This is a genomic window from Flagellimonas algicida (assembly GCF_049629585.1).
GTDB lineage: Bacteria > Bacteroidota > Bacteroidia > Flavobacteriales > Flavobacteriaceae > Flagellimonas.
In genome coordinates this window covers 534,797-551,643 of sequence record NZ_JBMYIX010000003.1, presented here as the reverse complement: position 1 = coordinate 551,643, position 16,847 = coordinate 534,797, and the positions used below count along the sequence as shown (strand labels likewise).

Genomic DNA, 16,847 nt, shown 5'->3' with positions numbered 1-16,847 from the left:
ACGACACCAACGAACTATCCGACATCAGTGTAGATGCAAGCAACATACTAACCCTGAGCAACCCCGCGACACCCGGAAACCAAGTGGACCTGTCGGCGTTTGTCAACGACGACACCAACGAACTACAAGACCTAAGTCTAAGTGCTGGAAATATATTGACCTTAAGTACTCCAGCAACACCAGCAAATCAAGCCGACTTATCTATTTTGAACGAAACTGTATCAGCAGGTACAGGTATAACTGTTACTCCAACACCTGCAACACAGGATTTTGAAGTAGCCGTCACCAATCCGGTTATAGCTATGGGAAAGGTTGACGCCGCCGCCACCGCGGAAAGCACAATTGGTTTAGATGCAGCCGGAGTTGTTAGAAATGGGATTGGAGACTATACGGTTAATTTAGACTCAGGGTTATCGGATGATTATGTAATACAATTAACAGCCGATAGCACTTCAGGTAATGTTAGAATAATTCAGGCAACCAATCAAGGTGCAACTACTTTTGATGTACTCGTTTTTGATGAAACTGGCAGTAGTCAAGATTCAGATTGGTATTTCACCGTTATACGTTTTTAAATCTTGAAACCCTTTCACTACATACCTATTTTTCTAATGGCTTGCCTTACCCAGGCCCAAACCGCCCTGTACAATAGCGGCAACCTAAGGGTACATGCAGGCAGACACATGGGATTGGGACTACACACCAATTTGATCAATGATTCCTCTTTTGACCAGAACCAGGGTCTGGTAGGTTTTTATGGCGATGAAGTGATCCAGGTAACCGGAAACATCCCTCCTGTACTTTGGGACATAGAAATCCTGACCAACAGCAATGTCTTTTTGTTGAACCCCATACTTGTAGAAAACAACACCAATTTTGTGGACGGCAACGTGCTGACGCCTAAAAATGACCAAACCCTATATCTCAACTTTATGGATACCGGTTTTTTTACCGGGGAAAGCAATGCCTCCAAAGTCACAGGGTTTGCCGCTGTAAACAATAGGAGTCTTTTCTCATTTCCTGTTGGCGATCAAAATCAGCTTAGACCGTTGACCCTTGCTTCGGAAACCAACAGTCCACTGGCCATCTGCGCCTATTTTTTTGAAAACCCATCCAACCCCTCCTCGATTCTTCAAAGTTTTAATGTTGAAGAAAAAGTCAGGGATATCGGTACTGTTTCCGACAAGGAGTTTTGGATTGTACAAAGTGATGTCCCCGCAAAGGTTACGCTTAGCTGGAATTCAAGAAGTGGATTGGAACAGATTCCCAATGCCACCGTGGAATCCGTTATTGTTGTGGGATGGAGCAAAGCGGCCAGACAATGGGTCATTCTTGGAAATTCTGCCTCAAGTGGCAACGTCAATGATGGTTTTATAGTCTCCGACACTTTTGTCCCCAGTGACTATGAAGCCATAACCTTTGGCACCATTCCCCTGCCCACGGATACTTTTGCAGTGAATAATCCCACACTGGGAAACTATTTTTTAAGCCCCAATGGTGATGGGGTCAATGACGTTTTGGTGATTGAAGGGATGGAAGAGTCCCCCAACAACAGCTTGCAAATCTTTAACCGTTTTGGGCAAAAAGTCTATGAAAAAATCAACTATGTGGACGAATTTTACGGCCTATCCAATACCGGTAGCCTCATCATGAGCCAGGATATTGGCCTACCCGAGGGCGTCTACTATTATCTGGTAAGCTTGAACGACCTCCGATTACAATATACCGGTTTTCTGTTTTTGGACAGATAAAACCCATTTCGCAGGACTGGAAAATACTTCTTAACTTGTCGCGAAAATCAATTTCATGAAAAGAAGGACCTTCATCAGAACAGCTTCAGCTTCAGGTTTGGCCTGCACCCTCCCTCCTATTTTTCCCAATTTTTTCGATTTGGAGTATTCCATGGAAGAATTAATGGGCAAGGCAGATGTAGAACTTTATGGCGAGGGCATCAACCTGAGAAAGGAAGCCTGCGATTCCTTTTTAGAAATGAAGAAGGCGGCCTTTACCGATGGATTTGATATTAAAATGGTCTCCAGCTTTCGGGATTTTTACCGACAAGAAGGCATTTGGGAACGAAAATATCTACGCTTTACCGAAGATGACGGAATGGAACCCCTCGATGCCATTGAAAAGATCATTGAATATTCCACCATTCCCGGTACCAGCAGACACCATTGGGGTACTGATATTGACATCATAGATGGCTACCCCAATATCACCAACAATGTCCTTGATCCAGAAAAGTTTGGCCCCGGCGGACCTTTTGAGGGATTCAAGCTGTGGATGGATGAAAATTCGGAGAAATATGGATTTTATCTGGTCTATACCAACGAATCCAAACGAAGGGGATTCAAATATGAGCCTTGGCACTACAGCTACGCGCCACTTTCCATTCCCATGCTTACCGCTTACCGAAGACTTAATATTTTAAAACTTTTGCAAAGGGAAGAATTTTTGGGCAGCGAGCATTTTACGGCAGGGTTCATCAGAACCTATATCCAAGACAATATTTTGGACATCAACCCCAAACTTTTATAGTTCTTTTTTTGTACCTTAATTCCCCTAGAACACTAACACCATGAGAAGAGGAAGTTGGAGGGTCCGTATCTTGATCGGACTGGCCATTGTGGCCTTTGCCTTTGTGCGCCGTTGTAGCAATCAAGAAGAAAACCCATATACGGGAAGGGTACAGAATATAGACATGTCCGCGGAACAGGAAATCGCCATTGGACTGCAGAGCGCCCCCGAAATGGCCCAACAACATGGCGGGCTTTATCCGGATGAACGTATGCAAAGCCTAGTGGACGCCGTGGGCAACAAATTGGTAAAAAGCAGCATTGCCCGGGACACCCCCTACCAATACCATTTTCATTTATTGGCAGACGACAGGACCATAAACGCCTTCGCATTGCCCGGCGGACAGATTTTTATCACCTACGCCCTGTTTTCACAGTTGACCGAAGCACAGTTGGCAGGTGTATTGGGGCATGAGATAGGCCACGTCATTGGAAGGCATTCCGCCGAACGTATCGCCGAAAGCAGTTTTTGGCAAACCTTGGCAACAGGCGCTTCCGTTGGGGGCGACATGGGAAGTTTGGTCAGTGGGATTGGACAGAACACCTTGCTTAAAAATGGTCGGGGAGATGAGTTGGAAAGCGATGAGCTGGGAGTCTTGTTCATGATACAATCCGGTTACGACCCCTATGAAATGATAAAGGTGATGGAAATTCTCAAGGCGGCGGCCGGTCCCAACCGAGTACCTGAGTTCCAAAGCACCCATCCAGACCCCGAAAACCGCATTGAAAAAATAAAAGAGGCCATTCAAAAATATTCAGGTCGATAGAATCTGTGTGTTCATCGAGAATAAAATGACGTTCATCAGATTTATGTACCTTTGAATCAACCCAAATCGAGCCAGCGTTCTTTTCTTGTTTGTGCAAACCAAAAGAGAGAACACATGGGAACACTATTACATTTTAAACACCTCTATTTAGAGGCATTTGACGAGTGCAAACCAAGCTTTGTGGTACTTTTTTTAAAAGGGTACTCCATCTTTTGCGGCATAATGCTTTTCATGGCATTTTATGCATTTTTGTACAGAGCTTTTACCGGCTTTGATTTTTAAGCCACATACTCTTTTACAGGAACACTTATAGGTAAATGAGCTAAAAAAGCCCATCCGTTTGGATGGGCTTTTTTTTACGGATGAATAAACTCCTTTTCTATTTTTTCATAGCATCCTCCAAAATGGCAAGCGCCTCTTTGGCATTGGCCATCTCGGCATACTTCTTTGCAGAGTATCCGCGGTCACAACGTTTTTTTACATTGGCCCCATTATCAATGAGCAATTGTAAAATTTCGGTTTGGTTGTAACGGGCCGCAAAATGGATTGGGGTCATTCCTAAAGATTTTTGGTTGACATCCTCTCCCAATTGAATCATTTTTCTAACCGTATCAACATCGCCCTGCATAATGGCTTTGCAAAATATGCTAGGTTGTGCAGTGATCATAGTGGCATCCAAACTGGAGTCCATAAAAGGTTCATTGGCGGAAACGCCCGTTGCGGCCAGCATACATACAGCAGCTAGCGATAGGATTGTTTTTTTCATGATGAATCGTTTTTGATTAATGATTAATAAACTGATATAAAAGTAGACTCCTGAAACCGGCAAGTGTTACAGCATTAACAGATAAATAACTTAATTTTAACAAGTCTACATTTAAGCAGGGAAATTATTATCAATTCCTTAACTAGAAAACTACCTGAAAACTAGCGCATCCAAGCAGATCACTTTATTTTTGGGGTACAATTTTGCAGTATGGAGAAAAAGGTTATTCTTATGATTTTGGATGGTTGGGGCAAGTCTCCCGACCCAAAGGTTTCGGCCATTGCACAGGCCAACACTCCTTTCATTGACTCGTTATATTCCCAATACCCCAATGCCAATTTGCTCACGGATGGTATGAATGTAGGTCTGCCCGAAGGCCAAATGGGCAACAGTGAGGTAGGCCATATGAACTTGGGCGCAGGACGAATCGTTTATCAAGATTTGGCCAAGATCAACAAAGCGGTCAAAGAAGATACCCTAAAGGATGAAAAAGTGCTTCAGGATGCCTTTTCACATGCAAAATCCAACAACAAATCCGTTCACTTTCTGGGCTTGCTCAGTAATGGAGGGGTGCACAGTCATATCGACCATCTAAAAGCACTCATCAAAGCTGCCCAAGAAAGCGGTGTGGAGAAATCATTTGTACATGCCTTTACCGATGGCCGGGATGTAGATCCCAAAAGTGGGAAAGGTTTTTTGATTGACCTAGATCAATTCTGTTCCGACAAGAACACCCAACTGGCCACAGTGGTGGGCCGATACTATGCCATGGACCGTGATAAACGTTGGGAACGGGTAAAACTGGCCTATGATGTCATGGTAAATGCCCAAGGTGAAAAAGCACAGGATATTGGCAAGGCCATGCAGGAAAGTTATGATGAAGGGGTTACCGATGAATTCATAAAACCTTTGGTGATGACCAATGCCAATGGTGAGCCTTTGGGCCAAATCGGCGAGGGCGATGTGATCATCTTCTTCAATTTTAGGACCGATCGTGGCCGGGAGCTTACCCAAGCCCTGAGCCAACAGGATTTCCATGAGCAGAACATGCATAAAATGGACCTATACTATGTCACCATGACCAATTATGATGATTCCTTCAAAGGCATCAAGGTGGTCTATGACAAAGAAAATATTAAAGACACGCTAGGGGAAGTACTCGCCCGAAATGGCAAGAAACAGATCCGCATTGCGGAAACGGAAAAATACCCCCACGTCACCTTTTTCTTCAACGGAGGAAGGGAAGAACCATTTGAAGGGGAGCAACGCCTCCTGTGCCCATCCCCAAAAGTGGCCACTTACGACCTTCAACCCGAGATGAGTGCATACGAAATAAGGGATGCCATCATTCCCGAACTTCAAAAAGGTGAGACCGATTTTGTATGTCTCAACTTTGCCAATCCAGATATGGTGGGCCATACCGGGGTTATGTCCGCCGCCATCAAAGCTTGCGAGACCGTGGATGAATGTGCCAAGGCCGTGGTTACTGCCGGCCTAGAAAATGGGTACTCCACCATTGTCATTGCCGACCACGGCAACTGTGACACCATGGTCAATCCGGACGGAAGCCCAAACACGGCCCATACCACCAACCCGGTTCCCTTGATTCTGGTGGATACCGAGATCAAGCAAATCAAGGATGGTGTTTTGGGTGATATTGCCCCGACCATCTTAAAGATGATAGGCATTCCACAACCCGAGTTAATGACACAAAAACCATTGGTCTAGCCCAGAATTTCTTAAAATCCATAGATTCAGTTTATCTTTGCCCTATGATTCATGTAAAGACAGCAGAGGAAATTGAATTGATGCGCGAAAGCGCCTTGGTCGTTTCCAGAACCTTGGGCATGTTGGCCAAGGAAATAAAACCAGGGGCCAACCCTCTGAAATTGGATAAAATGGCCGAGGAGTATATCCGGGAGCAGGGTGCAGAACCTGGCTTTTTGGGGATGTACGACTTTCCCAACACACTTAATTGGAGCCCTAACAGCCAAGTGGTCCACGGTATTCCCAATAATGAATCTCTTAAGGAAGGTGACGTTATTTCTGTGGATTGTGGCGCCCTGAAGAATGGGTTTTATGGAGACCATGCCTACACTTTTGAAGTAGGTGAAGTGGCAGAGGAAACCAAAAAGTTACTTAAGGTGACCAAAGAATCCCTCTATGTTGGTATTCGTGAATTCAAAGAAGGTAACCGAGTGGGTGATGTAGGATACGCCATTCAAAAATATTGTGAAGACCATGGCTACGGTGTGGTTCGTGAGTTGGTAGGCCATGGATTGGGCAAGGATCTACACGAAGACCCACAAATGCCCAATTATGGAAAACGGGGACGTGGCAAAAAATTTGTCAACGGTATGGTCGTTGCCATTGAGCCCATGATCAATATGGGAACACGGAGAATTAAACAGTTGAATGACGGTTGGACCATCTTGACCGCTGACAATAAGCCCAGTGCCCATTTTGAGCACGATGTGGCCCTGATTGATGGAAAACCCGAACTGTTGTCCACATTCCAATATATTTATGACGCATTGGGAATCTCCAGTGACGAAGAGGAGGAATTCCGGGCCAAGAAATTAGTATTATAAAATACTTTATCTTGCTCGACACTAATTTCACCAATTGCTCAAATAAATGTCCCAAATCATTTATAAGAATGAGTCCTACTTTGTCATTGGTCTATGTATGGATATCCATAATGAACTAGGCAAAGGATTTAGTGAGGCAGTCTATAGTGACGCTCTGGAAATTGAGTTAAAATCCAACGGTGTTCCTTTTTAAAAAGAAGTTAAATTCGATATCATCTACAAAGGAAAGAAGTTAAAACATCACTATTTTGCTGACTTCATAGTAGACGACAAAATAATCCTAGAACTAAAAGCAGTAGAAAAAATCAGTAGTAGCCATGTAAAACAAACTTTAAATTATTTGGCCGCGTCAAAAATGAAATTGGGTTTGATCATAAACTTTGGGGAAGATAGTTTGGCCTACAAAAGAGTACTATTGTAAAATGAATTAGTGAAAATTCGTGTCGAAACTATTCAAATACATCCTTAACCTTATCCCCAGACCCCTGCTCATTCGATTGAGCTATTGGGTGAGGCCCTTGATTGCCCTTTCCCTTAAGGGAAACAGGTTTACTGACCCTATTGATGGCAAAAGCTTTCGGACCTTTCTGCCCTATGGCTATGAAAGCCCAAGGGAAAATGTACTTTCTCCCTCTACCCTTTCCTTGGAACGGCATCGACTTTTATGGCTGTACCTCAAAAATGAAACGGAGTTCTTCAGCAAGCCCCTTAAAGTCTTACATTTTGCCCCGGAACAGGCATTTTACAAGCGGTTCAAAAAGTTAGGAAACATCGAGTACACCACAACCGACCTGAACTCTCCCTTGGCCGATGTAAAGGCCGATATCTGCAACCTTCCTTTTCCTGAAAATGCTTTTGATGTGATTCTATGCAACCATGTCTTGGAGCACATTCCCAACGATACCAAGGCGATGCAAGAGCTTTACAGGGTCATGAAGCCTGGGGGATGGGGCATTTTTCAGATTCCCCAGGACCTAAAAAGGGAAACTACCTTTGAAGACGATTCCATTACCGATAAAAAGGAGCGGGCACGCATCTTTGGGCAGTACGACCACGTGCGCATTTATGGCAGGGATTATTTTGACAAATTACGAAGCATTGGCTTTACTGTTGAAGAAGTGGATTACACCCAAACCCTATCCCCTGAAGCGGTTCAAAAATACCGATTGGCGCAAGGTGAGATCATTCCTCTTGTGAAAAAATGATCATTTCTTGATCAAAGTTCCAAAGCCAGGAGTCATAAACTCCTTGGTGTTTCCTTCACCATCCAAATAAATAATATAGGCCTCCAATTCCCCATGCGCTTTCAAGACCTCTTTGGATTCCTCCAAATCCATGGCCATAAAAGTCGTGGCATAGGCATCGGCAACAGCACAGGTATGGGCCACTACGCTGGTGGCCAAAATGGAAGAATTCTTGGTATACCCGGTTTTAGGGTTGATGGTATGGACGTATTTTTCCCCGGTTTCTGGGTCTATTCTGAACTTTCGGTAATTTCCTGAGGAGGCCATGGCTCTATCCTCCAAAGACACGATCAATTTTAGCGACCTTCCTGTTTCCACTTGGGGATCATCAATGCCCACGGTCCACTGCTTTCCAGAAACCAAATTGGTGCCCTTGGCAAGCACTTCGCCACCAACTTCCACCAAATAATCCTGAATCCCCTTGGCATCCAACAGGGCTCCCAAACGGTCAATGGTATATCCCTTGGCCACCGCATTGAAATCAAATCGGATGGCCGGATGTTTTTTGGTGATGGTATGATCACCGTTCAACTGTACTTTGTCCCATCCCACATAGCTCAACAAACTATCTACCTTAAGGCTATCGAGCTGAATCTGTTCTCCCGGACCAAATCCCCATGCATTGGCCAAAACGCCGATAGTGGGGTCAAAATACCCTTTAGAGGCCTCATGTACCCTGCTGGAAATCCCAAAAACCTCTTGGAACATTTCATCCACCACAATGGTGGAGTCCCCGCTATTTATTTTTGAAATGTCTGAAGTGGGAATATAGGTTGACATGGACTGGTTCAACACCTGAAAAACAGAATCAATTTCTTTCTGATAATCCAAATGCCCTTCTGCGATGTAAGTAATGGAATAGGTGGTGCCCAAGGCGTTGCCCCTATTCTGATTCTTCACCCATGTATCGGAACCGCATCCACAAAATACGATGATCCCGAACACTAAAAACAATGTATGTTTCATTCTATCTCGATTAATCCTTGATAATCCACAATATATTCTTCATCCAAGTACAGGGGCAAGTTCCGATCCGAGGCATTGGACAATCCAACTCCGGCAAAATAAGCCTTGGCCTCAAACTTTATAGCATGTTCTTTCACGGTCTCCATCAATGCCTGATCATAGTCTCTTGGATTATGCGGAAACTCCACATTTCGAACCACAATAAAATGTAGTATTTTTTCCTTGAGGCACACATACTGCGGATTCTTCTTCAGCTTACTATTGATGGCCATGAACTCATAACCATCGGCCTCGAGTTCCCGACCCACAATATTCATGGCCAGATTGTGCAATTCCTGTTCCGAAAGTTCTCTTCCCATAAAATCAAAAAAACCGATGCCAGGGCATCGGTTGGTTATAACTACCTCTCGACTGCTCTCGAGGTGATGACACTAATAAACTTTTTTATCCTCCAAAGTCATCGAATCGGATGTTCTCATCTGGAATACCAAAATCCTCACCCATTTTCTGGACAGCCTTGTTCATCAATGGTGGTCCACAGAAATACAGTTCAATGTCTTCTGGGGCATCATGGTGGTTCAAATAGTTATCGATAACACAGTTGTGGATAAACCCTACGAAACCATCGCCTTCCTCATCATTGATATCCTTTTTCACCTTCCAGTTATCTTCTTCCAATGGCTCAGAAAGTGCCAAGTAGAATTTGAAGTTGGGGAAGTTACGCTCCAGTTCCTTGAAATGCTCCAAATAGAACAGCTCTCTTTTGGAACGACCTCCGTACCAATAGGTCACCTTTCTGTTTGTCTTCAATGTTTTGAACAAGTGGTACAAATGCGAACGCATCGGCGCCATACCGGCTCCACCTCCCACATATAGCATTTCTGCATCGGACTCATTGATGAAGAACTCACCAAATGGACCGGAGATGGTTACAGGATCTCCCTCTTTCAAGTTAAAGATATAGGACGAGGCCACACCGGGGTTCACATCCATCCATCCATTCTTGGAACGGTCCCATGGTGGAGTAGCAATACGTACGTTCAACATGATCTCACGTCCCTCAGCAGGGTAAGAGGCCATAGAATAGGCTCTTTCCACAGTCTCTGGGTTTTTCATTACCAACGGCCACAAATTGAACTTATCCCATTCGTTTTGAAACTTATCCGGGGTTTCATGCTCTTCAGGGTGGGCGGTAATGTCGATATCGGCATATTTTACCTCACAAGGTGGAATCTCAATTTGGATGTACCCTCCGGCCTTGTAGTTCATCTCCTCTGGAATCTCTACCACAAACTCCTTGATAAAAGAGGCTACGTTGTAGTTACGAACCACTTTGGCATTCCATTTCTTGATACCAAATACCTCTTCCGGAATGGTGATTTCCATGTCTTGTTTCACCTTCACCTGACATGCCAATCGCGCACCATGCTCCAATTCTTTTTTGGAGAAGTGGGGAGTTTCGGTGGGCAAGGCCTCACCTCCACCGGATAGTACGTGACACTCGCATTGGATGCAGGTACCCCCTCCACCACAAGCGGATGGCAAGAATATTTTTTGGTTCCCCAAGGTGGACAACAAGGAACTTCCCGAAGCCACCTCCACTTGCTTTTCACCATTGATGGTGATGGTCACCGGACCGGAAGGGGACAACTTTTCCTTGGTGAACAGCAATAGGGCCACCAACAATAACAACAACACAAGAAATGCTACTACGGTAATCAGAATAGTACCTCCGGTACTTGCGGCTAATATCATCTTTATTTGTTTATGACTTCGTTATAGGAGATGGTTCTTTCTTCGTCATCGATCTCCTTTTTAATTTCTTTCTTTTCCTTGATCTCTTCGGTTTTGGCCGTTGTGGTCTCTGTTGGTTCTGGTGGCTCATTGTCACCGGTCAACATTCCCCCAAAGCTCTGGAAACCGATTCCCATCAACCCAGTGATGATGAACGTGATTCCCAATCCACGCAATGGTGCGGGTACATTGGAATATCTTATCTTTTCTCGAATGGCGGCGATGGCCAAAATGGCCAAGAACCATCCAATTCCCGAACTCACTCCATAATTGAGTGCCAATCCCAAGTTGGGGATTTCACGGGTCTGCATAAACAAAGACCCTCCCAAAATAGCACAGTTTACCGCTATCAGTGGCAAAAAGATACCCAAGGAGTTATAGAGTGATGGGGAAAACTTCTCTACCACTATCTCAACCAGCTGTACCATAGTGGCGATGGTTGCAATGAACAGAATGAAGGAAAGGAATCCCAGATCATAATCGGCATACTCAGGGCCCAACCAGACCAATGCACCGTCTTGCAACAAATATTTGTCCAACAACCAGTTCAAAGGCACGGTAACCCCCAATACGAAGATTACGGCAGCTCCCAAACCTACGGCAGTGGATACTTTCTTGGATACGGCCAAGTAGGAACACATTCCCAAAAAGACCGCGAATACCATGTTATCTATGAAGATCGACTTAAAAAACAGTTCTAAATGCTCTAACATACTCTCCTATTTATGCTTCTTCTATTAATGTCCTATTTCTGGAACGTTGCACCCAGATAACAATTCCAACTACAATCAAAGCTGCAGGTGGAATGATCATAAAGCCGTTGTTCTCATATCCAAGGGCGTACAGGCCTGTCTTGGTCACAGGGTCTCCCAAGACCGGAAAACCAAACAAGGTCCCGGAACCCAAAAGCTCCCTAAAGAATCCGATGATAACCAAAATAACACCATATCCAAGGGCGTTTCCTATACCGTCCAAGAAGGACTTCCATGGTCCGTTACCCAAGGCAAAGGCCTCAAAACGTCCCATGATGATACAGTTGGTGATGATCAACCCAACAAAAACGGAAAGGGTCTTGCTCAGTTCATAGGCAAAGGCCTTGAGCACCTGATCTACAATGATCACCAAGGTGGCCACTACGACCAATTGCACAATGATCCTAATTTTTGATGGAATTACGTTACGCAACAAGGAAATTACCACGTTACCGGCCCCCAATACAAAAAGTACCGAAAGAGCCATTACCACAGACGCCTTTAGTTCAGCCGTGATAGCCAATGCGGAACATATTCCCAATACCTGAATGGTAATGGGGTTGTTGTCCGCCAACGGATCCAATATCAGATTTGCATCTTTTTTTGATAGTAGCGCCATATTATTTCTTTCTAATGGTTTCTAAATACGGTTTGTAAAGCTTTAAGCTTTCTTTGATCATCGCAGTGACACCATTACCTGTAATGGTGGCCCCTGCCAATGCATCCACTTCATTGTCTTCCTTATCCTCATTAAGGGGGTCGTTGTTTCCTTTTACCACTCCAATCCCTGCATAACGATTGCCATCCAAGATGGATTCCCCTTGGAAGTCGTCCATAAAGAAGCGCTGCTTGATATTGGCCCCCAGACCTGGCGTCTCCCCTTTGTGATCAAAGTATACGCCTTGTACCACCATGTTCTCATCCAAGGATATAAAGCCCCAAATGGCATCCCAAAGTCCTTTACCGTACATAGGGATGATGTAAAACTCCTTACCGTCCTTTTCACCTACAAGCAGTGGCAGTTCGGCATTGTTACCAGCCTTGATTTGTGCTATTTGATTTTTTAGGTCGATCAAATAGGCATCTGCCTTTTCGGTGGCAGTGTTGCCCTGTACCACCATTTGCTTTTTGATATACTTTGAAAACTCTGCCTCCACTTCGTTCGTGGGGATAAAGGTTACGCTTCCATCTCCCTCGTTCTGGTTGACCCCCATGGCGTAGAGAATGTTCTGCTGCTTTTCAAAGCGTTCATTTTCATCAATCCTCGGTTTAAGGCCCGTGGCCAAAAAAGCAAGTATTGACCCTACGATGACTACCATGATCACCGCAAATATTACCGTATAGCTATTCTTTTCCGTATTCATTGCCATAACAATTACGCTGTTTCGGTTTTTAATGCATCCACTTCATCCGATGCTTTGGGATATATGGTTGCTGTCTTCAATCGTTTCAATCTCTTCTTGATGTTGCCACGTACCACATAATGGTCTATGGTCGGTGCAAAAACGTTCATCAATAAGATGGCCAAGAATACTCCTTCCGGATATCCTGGGTTGAACACCCGTATCATAACGGATAGGAAACCGATCAAAAACCCGTAGATCCATTTCCCTTGATTGGTCTGTGAACCGGTAACAGGGTCGGTAGCCATAAATACAATACCAAAGGCCAGACCTCCCACCAATAAATGTTGCCAGTATTCAAAGCTCATCAAGGCGTAGAATTTACTGTATTCCGGAATCCAACCTGCATCCACAACACCGTTGAATATCAATCCCATGGACAAAGCGCCAAGAACTGCACTCAACATGATGCGCCATGAGGCTATTTTGGAGAAGACCAAGAACAGCCCTCCCAAGAGAATCAACAGTGTGGACGTTTCCCCAACTGAACCAGGAATAAATCCGTAGAACATATCCATAAGGGAATAGCTTGGTTCAGCACCTTGTGCCAATGAACCCAATACGGTCTCCCCGGAAATGGCATCCGCGGTTCCCGCCGTATCCACGGCACCATGTACCCATACCTTATCACCACTCATCCAAGTAGGATAGGCGAAGAACAAAAAGGCACGAATGGTGAGTGCGGGGTTCAAGATATTCATTCCCGTTCCACCAAAAACTTCTTTTCCAATGACTACTCCAAAGGCTACGGCCACGGCCAACATCCAAAGTGGCAAATCCACGGGAACAATCAATGGCACCAACATACCGGTCACCAAATAACCTTCCTCTATCTCGTGTTTCTTAATCACACAGAACAAGAATTCAATAGCAAGTCCAACGCCGTAGGAAACAATCACCAACGGAAGCACTTTCCATAGACCTAGCAGAAAATTGTCCATGGTCCAGAAACCTGCACTTAAGAAACCATTGGCCACGGGCTCAATCTCTCCTAATGCCAAGTAATGCTGATATCCTGTATTGAACATTCCAAAGATCAAACAAGGCACTAGCGACATGACCACGGTATTCATGGTACGCTTTAAATCATCGGCCCCTTTGATGTGTGTACCATTATGGGTAGTCTCATTTGGGGTGAACAAAAAGGTATGGAACCCACTGAAAACGGGAAACCATTTTTTGTCCTGATTCTTTATCCTGAACGTGTGTAATTTTTCTTTTAATCCCATATTATCCAAGTTCTTTTTGCAACAAATCCAATCCTTCCCTGATGATCTGTTGGTGTGGTTGTTTTGAGATACATACAAATTCTGTCAATGCGAAGTCTTCGGGAGCAACCTCATACAATCCCAATTGCTCCATTTCATCCAAATCCTTCACCATACAAGCTTTTAACAACTGTAATGGGTAAATATCCAATGGGAACACCTCTTCGTACTGGCCAGTGACCACAAAAGCCCTGTGCTCGCCATTGGTATTGGTATTAAGATCGTATTTCTTTTTGGGCTGCAACCATGAGAAGGTCAACGCCCTTGTCGTTGAAATTTTATTGAATACCGGCTTGTTCCATCCAAATAATTCATAATCATCCCCTTCAGGGATGGCCGTTACGGTATTGTTATAGAACCCAAGATAGCCTTCGGTATTGGTGCGGGTTCCTGTAAGCACATCCCCATTGATCAACCTGAACCTATCTTCCTTAACACCACTGGCATATAGAAAAGTAGATATCTCGGCGCCAATTTTTGTGGTATAATACCGCGGGGACTTAATGACCGATCCTGCCAAGGCAACGGTACGCTCCGCATTGAACTTCCCGGTCAACACAAGCTCTCCCAACATGGCCAAGTCCTGTGGAGATATGGTCCATACTGCCTCACCCTTGTTCACTGGGTCTATGCTATTGATCTGGGTACCCACCAATCCTGCAGGATGGGGGCCTGATATTCTATGAAGTTCTATCCCATCAAGGTCTGCAAATGGGGATATTCCAGTCTGCCCAATGGTCACATGGATTTTTCCAGGTGTTAGCTTGGAAAGTGCCATGACGGCCGCCTGCAACTCCTGCTCCTTGCCCCTCAACACATAGTTGACTTCTGCCGCCAAGGGAGCCGAGGTATATCCCGAAATGAAAATAGCCTTGGGTGTCACATCTGGATCGGCGATCACGTCAAAGGGACGTTGCTTAATGAAGGGCCAGCCTCCACATTGCAATAAAAAGGTCTTGATGGTTGCGGCATCGGCCGTATCCAAATCTGGAACCTTGTTCTGAACATACTGTTGTGTTTTGTCGGCAAGAACCTTTAGTGTCAAGATTCTTCTCCTAGCGCCACGGACTATCTCCACCAACTCACCGCTAACAGGGGAAACAAAGTGCATTTCTTCTTTGTTCTTGTTGTAAAAGAGCGGCTCTCCCGCCTTTACCTCTTCGCCCTGCTTCACAAGCATTTTGGGGGTGATACCATGAAAATCATCTAGGTTTAGGGCATATACGTTACTTAAAACGGCTTTGGAAGTAGTCTGCTCTGCTGCCCCGACAAGGTTGATATTCAACCCTTTCTTAATCCGGATGTCTTTAGACATATTGTTGTAGACCTTTTGTTATCAAAATCGGTCGCAAATTTAGTACTTAAAGGATTGTTTTCATAATTATTGCCCATAAAAATGGGATTACATCGAACTAAATTTTCAAGGCACACTTTTTGTTTACCTTTACCCCAAAACACGCTTAGCATGCGCTCTTTGATCAAATCAACGTTCTTCTTATTAGTCATAACGGGTGCTTTTGCACAGGTACAGGAAGAAGTAAATCCCCCGGAAAACATCAGGACCATTATTTTTAGGGGACCTACGGAAGACCAGTTCCCGGTCATCCAATTGGGCGAAACCATGACCTTGGAGTTTGATGATCTTACCGCCAAGGAACAGGATTATTATTATAAAATAATCCATTGTGATTATGACTGGACCCCTTCCCAGCTTCTAAAGTCGCAATATTTGTCCGGAGCGGACAACCAGCGCATCATAGATTACGAGAACAGCTACACCACCCTACAACCCTATTCCAATTACAGGTTGACCATTCCCAACGAAAATGTTCGGTTGAAAGTCAGCGGAAACTATGTCCTTGAGATTTACAACAGCTATGGCGACCTTCAGTTTTCCAGACGGTTTGTGGTTTATCGGGATGCGGTTCGGGTAGGCGGGACCGTAAAACGCTCCCGGGACTTTAATTTTTTGAATGAAAAGCAAGTGGTCCAGTTCAACATCAATACCGCTGGATTTCCAGTAGTGAACCCCAAGAACGAGGTCAAAGTAGCCATTTTACAGAACCATTTTTGGCCCACGGCCCTGTACAACGTCAAACCCCAATTCACCATCGGCACCGAGTTGGTCTATAAATATGATAAGGAAACCAGTTTCTTTGGTGGCAACGAATACCTTAATTTTGACACCAAGGATCTTAGGTCGCCCACTTTTGCCATTTCCAAAGTAGAGTTCAGGGACCTATACCACCATATCCTATTCACCAACGAATTTCGCAATGACCGGCCCTACACCTATTTCCCGGACATCAATGGCGATTTTGTGGTCAGGACCCTCCAAGGTGATGATGTTTCACGCGAAGCAGAGTATTCCATGGTTCATTTTAGCCTCCCCTACACCAATGAAATAGGTTTGGACAACGTGTACGTGGTCGGAAAGTTCAACAACTACCAATTGGAAGAGGAGAATAAGATGACCTTTAATCCCGATACCGCAAAAATGGAACTCACCCTGCCCATAAAGCAGGGGTTCTACAACTACAAATATGTGGTAGAGCGTGCCGATGGCACCATTGACCCCAACTTTGTTGGCGGCAATTTCCACTTTACGGAAAACAATTACCTTATTTTGGTCTACTACCGGGATTTTGGCGATTTATATGATAGTATAATAGGTATAGGTTCCGTCAATTCCAGAACAATCAGCAATTAACTATCTT

The 16,847-nt window shown here is 44.6% G+C and carries 18 protein-coding genes and 1 pseudogene; 10 read left to right on the top strand and 9 right to left on the bottom strand.

Annotated elements, in window-relative coordinates:
• The 5 genes from ACPD8L_RS16290 to ACPD8L_RS16270 all read left to right on the top strand — a co-directional run.
• Positions 1 to 575, top strand: a 575-nt coding sequence (locus ACPD8L_RS16290) for a hypothetical protein (protein WP_423944631.1), incomplete at its 5' end; no start/stop codon positions are given.
• Between the two features lie 3 nt (positions 576 to 578).
• Entirely contained in the window at positions 579 to 1,751 is a 1,173-nt protein-coding gene (locus tag ACPD8L_RS16285) for a T9SS type B sorting domain-containing protein (RefSeq protein WP_423944628.1), read from the top strand.
• A gap of 55 nt (positions 1,752 to 1,806) precedes the next feature.
• Positions 1,807 to 2,541 carry a M15 family metallopeptidase gene (locus ACPD8L_RS16280; RefSeq protein WP_423944625.1) on the top strand — a complete coding sequence of 245 codons (735 nt, stop codon included), beginning with the start codon at positions 1,807 to 1,809 and terminating at the stop codon, positions 2,539 to 2,541.
• Between the two features lie 40 nt (positions 2,542 to 2,581).
• Positions 2,582 to 3,346 carry a M48 family metalloprotease gene (locus ACPD8L_RS16275; protein ID WP_116217454.1) on the top strand — a complete coding sequence of 255 codons (765 nt, stop codon included), beginning with the start codon at positions 2,582 to 2,584 and terminating at the stop codon, positions 3,344 to 3,346.
• 114 nt (positions 3,347 to 3,460) lie between these two features.
• The gene (locus tag ACPD8L_RS16270) at positions 3,461 to 3,628 is read left to right on the top strand and encodes a DUF6747 family protein (protein ID WP_313786774.1); all 168 of its coding nucleotides are present in this window, start codon (positions 3,461 to 3,463) and stop codon (positions 3,626 to 3,628) included.
• 97 nt (positions 3,629 to 3,725) lie between these two features.
• Here ACPD8L_RS16270 and ACPD8L_RS16265 read toward each other — a convergent pair whose 3' ends face one another.
• Entirely contained in the window at positions 3,726 to 4,112 is a 387-nt protein-coding gene (locus tag ACPD8L_RS16265; RefSeq protein ID WP_116217453.1) for an ankyrin repeat domain-containing protein, read from the bottom strand.
• 210 nt (positions 4,113 to 4,322) lie between these two features.
• Here ACPD8L_RS16265 and gpmI point away from each other — a divergent pair, with 210 nt between their 5' ends.
• The 4 genes and pseudogenes from gpmI to ACPD8L_RS16245 all read left to right on the top strand — a co-directional run bounded on the left by gpmI (position 4,323) and on the right by ACPD8L_RS16245 (position 7,908).
• Positions 4,323 to 5,840 (top strand): 2,3-bisphosphoglycerate-independent phosphoglycerate mutase, encoded by a 1,518-nt coding sequence (gene gpmI, locus ACPD8L_RS16260; RefSeq protein WP_423944620.1) that lies wholly within the window; start codon positions 4,323 to 4,325, stop codon positions 5,838 to 5,840.
• 44 nt (positions 5,841 to 5,884) lie between these two features.
• Complete coding sequence (map, locus tag ACPD8L_RS16255; protein WP_293302606.1) at positions 5,885 to 6,703, top strand: type I methionyl aminopeptidase; 819 nt, start codon at positions 5,885 to 5,887, stop codon at positions 6,701 to 6,703.
• A gap of 46 nt (positions 6,704 to 6,749) precedes the next feature.
• Positions 6,750 to 7,124 (top strand): annotated as a pseudogene (locus tag ACPD8L_RS16250) (GxxExxY protein).
• 19 nt (positions 7,125 to 7,143) lie between these two features.
• Entirely contained in the window at positions 7,144 to 7,908 is a 765-nt protein-coding gene (locus ACPD8L_RS16245; protein WP_293302611.1) for a class I SAM-dependent methyltransferase, read from the top strand.
• Here ACPD8L_RS16245 and ACPD8L_RS16240 read toward each other — a convergent pair whose 3' ends face one another.
• From ACPD8L_RS16240 to ACPD8L_RS16205, 8 genes are all read right to left on the bottom strand, one after another.
• The gene (locus ACPD8L_RS16240; RefSeq protein ID WP_423944618.1) at positions 7,909 to 8,913 is read right to left on the bottom strand and encodes an FAD:protein FMN transferase; all 1,005 of its coding nucleotides are present in this window, start codon (positions 8,911 to 8,913) and stop codon (positions 7,909 to 7,911) included.
• Entirely contained in the window at positions 8,910 to 9,272 is a 363-nt protein-coding gene (locus tag ACPD8L_RS16235) for a Na(+)-translocating NADH-quinone reductase subunit F (protein WP_423944615.1), read from the bottom strand. Before ACPD8L_RS16235 ends, ACPD8L_RS16240 begins: the two co-directional genes overlap by 4 nt.
• A gap of 85 nt (positions 9,273 to 9,357) precedes the next feature.
• Positions 9,358 to 10,668, bottom strand: a complete 1,311-nt coding sequence (gene nqrF / locus ACPD8L_RS16230; protein ID WP_421808876.1) for an NADH:ubiquinone reductase (Na(+)-transporting) subunit F — start codon at positions 10,666 to 10,668, stop codon at positions 9,358 to 9,360.
• A 2-nt stretch (positions 10,669 to 10,670) separates the two neighbouring features.
• A complete protein-coding gene (gene nqrE, locus ACPD8L_RS16225; protein WP_116217446.1) occupies positions 10,671 to 11,420 on the bottom strand; it encodes an NADH:ubiquinone reductase (Na(+)-transporting) subunit E in 750 nt (249 codons plus the stop codon).
• Between the two features lie 10 nt (positions 11,421 to 11,430).
• A complete protein-coding gene (locus tag ACPD8L_RS16220; RefSeq protein WP_293302620.1) occupies positions 11,431 to 12,078 on the bottom strand; it encodes an NADH:ubiquinone reductase (Na(+)-transporting) subunit D in 648 nt (215 codons plus the stop codon).
• A gap of 1 nt (position 12,079) precedes the next feature.
• A complete protein-coding gene (locus ACPD8L_RS16215; protein WP_116217444.1) occupies positions 12,080 to 12,829 on the bottom strand; it encodes a Na(+)-translocating NADH-quinone reductase subunit C in 750 nt (249 codons plus the stop codon).
• 5 nt (positions 12,830 to 12,834) lie between these two features.
• The gene (locus ACPD8L_RS16210) at positions 12,835 to 14,091 is read right to left on the bottom strand and encodes an NADH:ubiquinone reductase (Na(+)-transporting) subunit B (protein ID WP_116217443.1); all 1,257 of its coding nucleotides are present in this window, start codon (positions 14,089 to 14,091) and stop codon (positions 12,835 to 12,837) included.
• Position 14,092: 1 nt separating this feature from the next.
• The gene (locus tag ACPD8L_RS16205; RefSeq protein ID WP_293302624.1) at positions 14,093 to 15,445 is read right to left on the bottom strand and encodes a Na(+)-translocating NADH-quinone reductase subunit A; all 1,353 of its coding nucleotides are present in this window, start codon (positions 15,443 to 15,445) and stop codon (positions 14,093 to 14,095) included.
• 150 nt (positions 15,446 to 15,595) lie between these two features.
• Here ACPD8L_RS16205 and ACPD8L_RS16200 point away from each other — a divergent pair, with 150 nt between their 5' ends.
• Entirely contained in the window at positions 15,596 to 16,840 is a 1,245-nt protein-coding gene (locus ACPD8L_RS16200) for a type IX secretion system plug protein (RefSeq protein WP_421808875.1), read from the top strand.
• Positions 16,841 to 16,847: the final 7 nt, after the last annotated feature.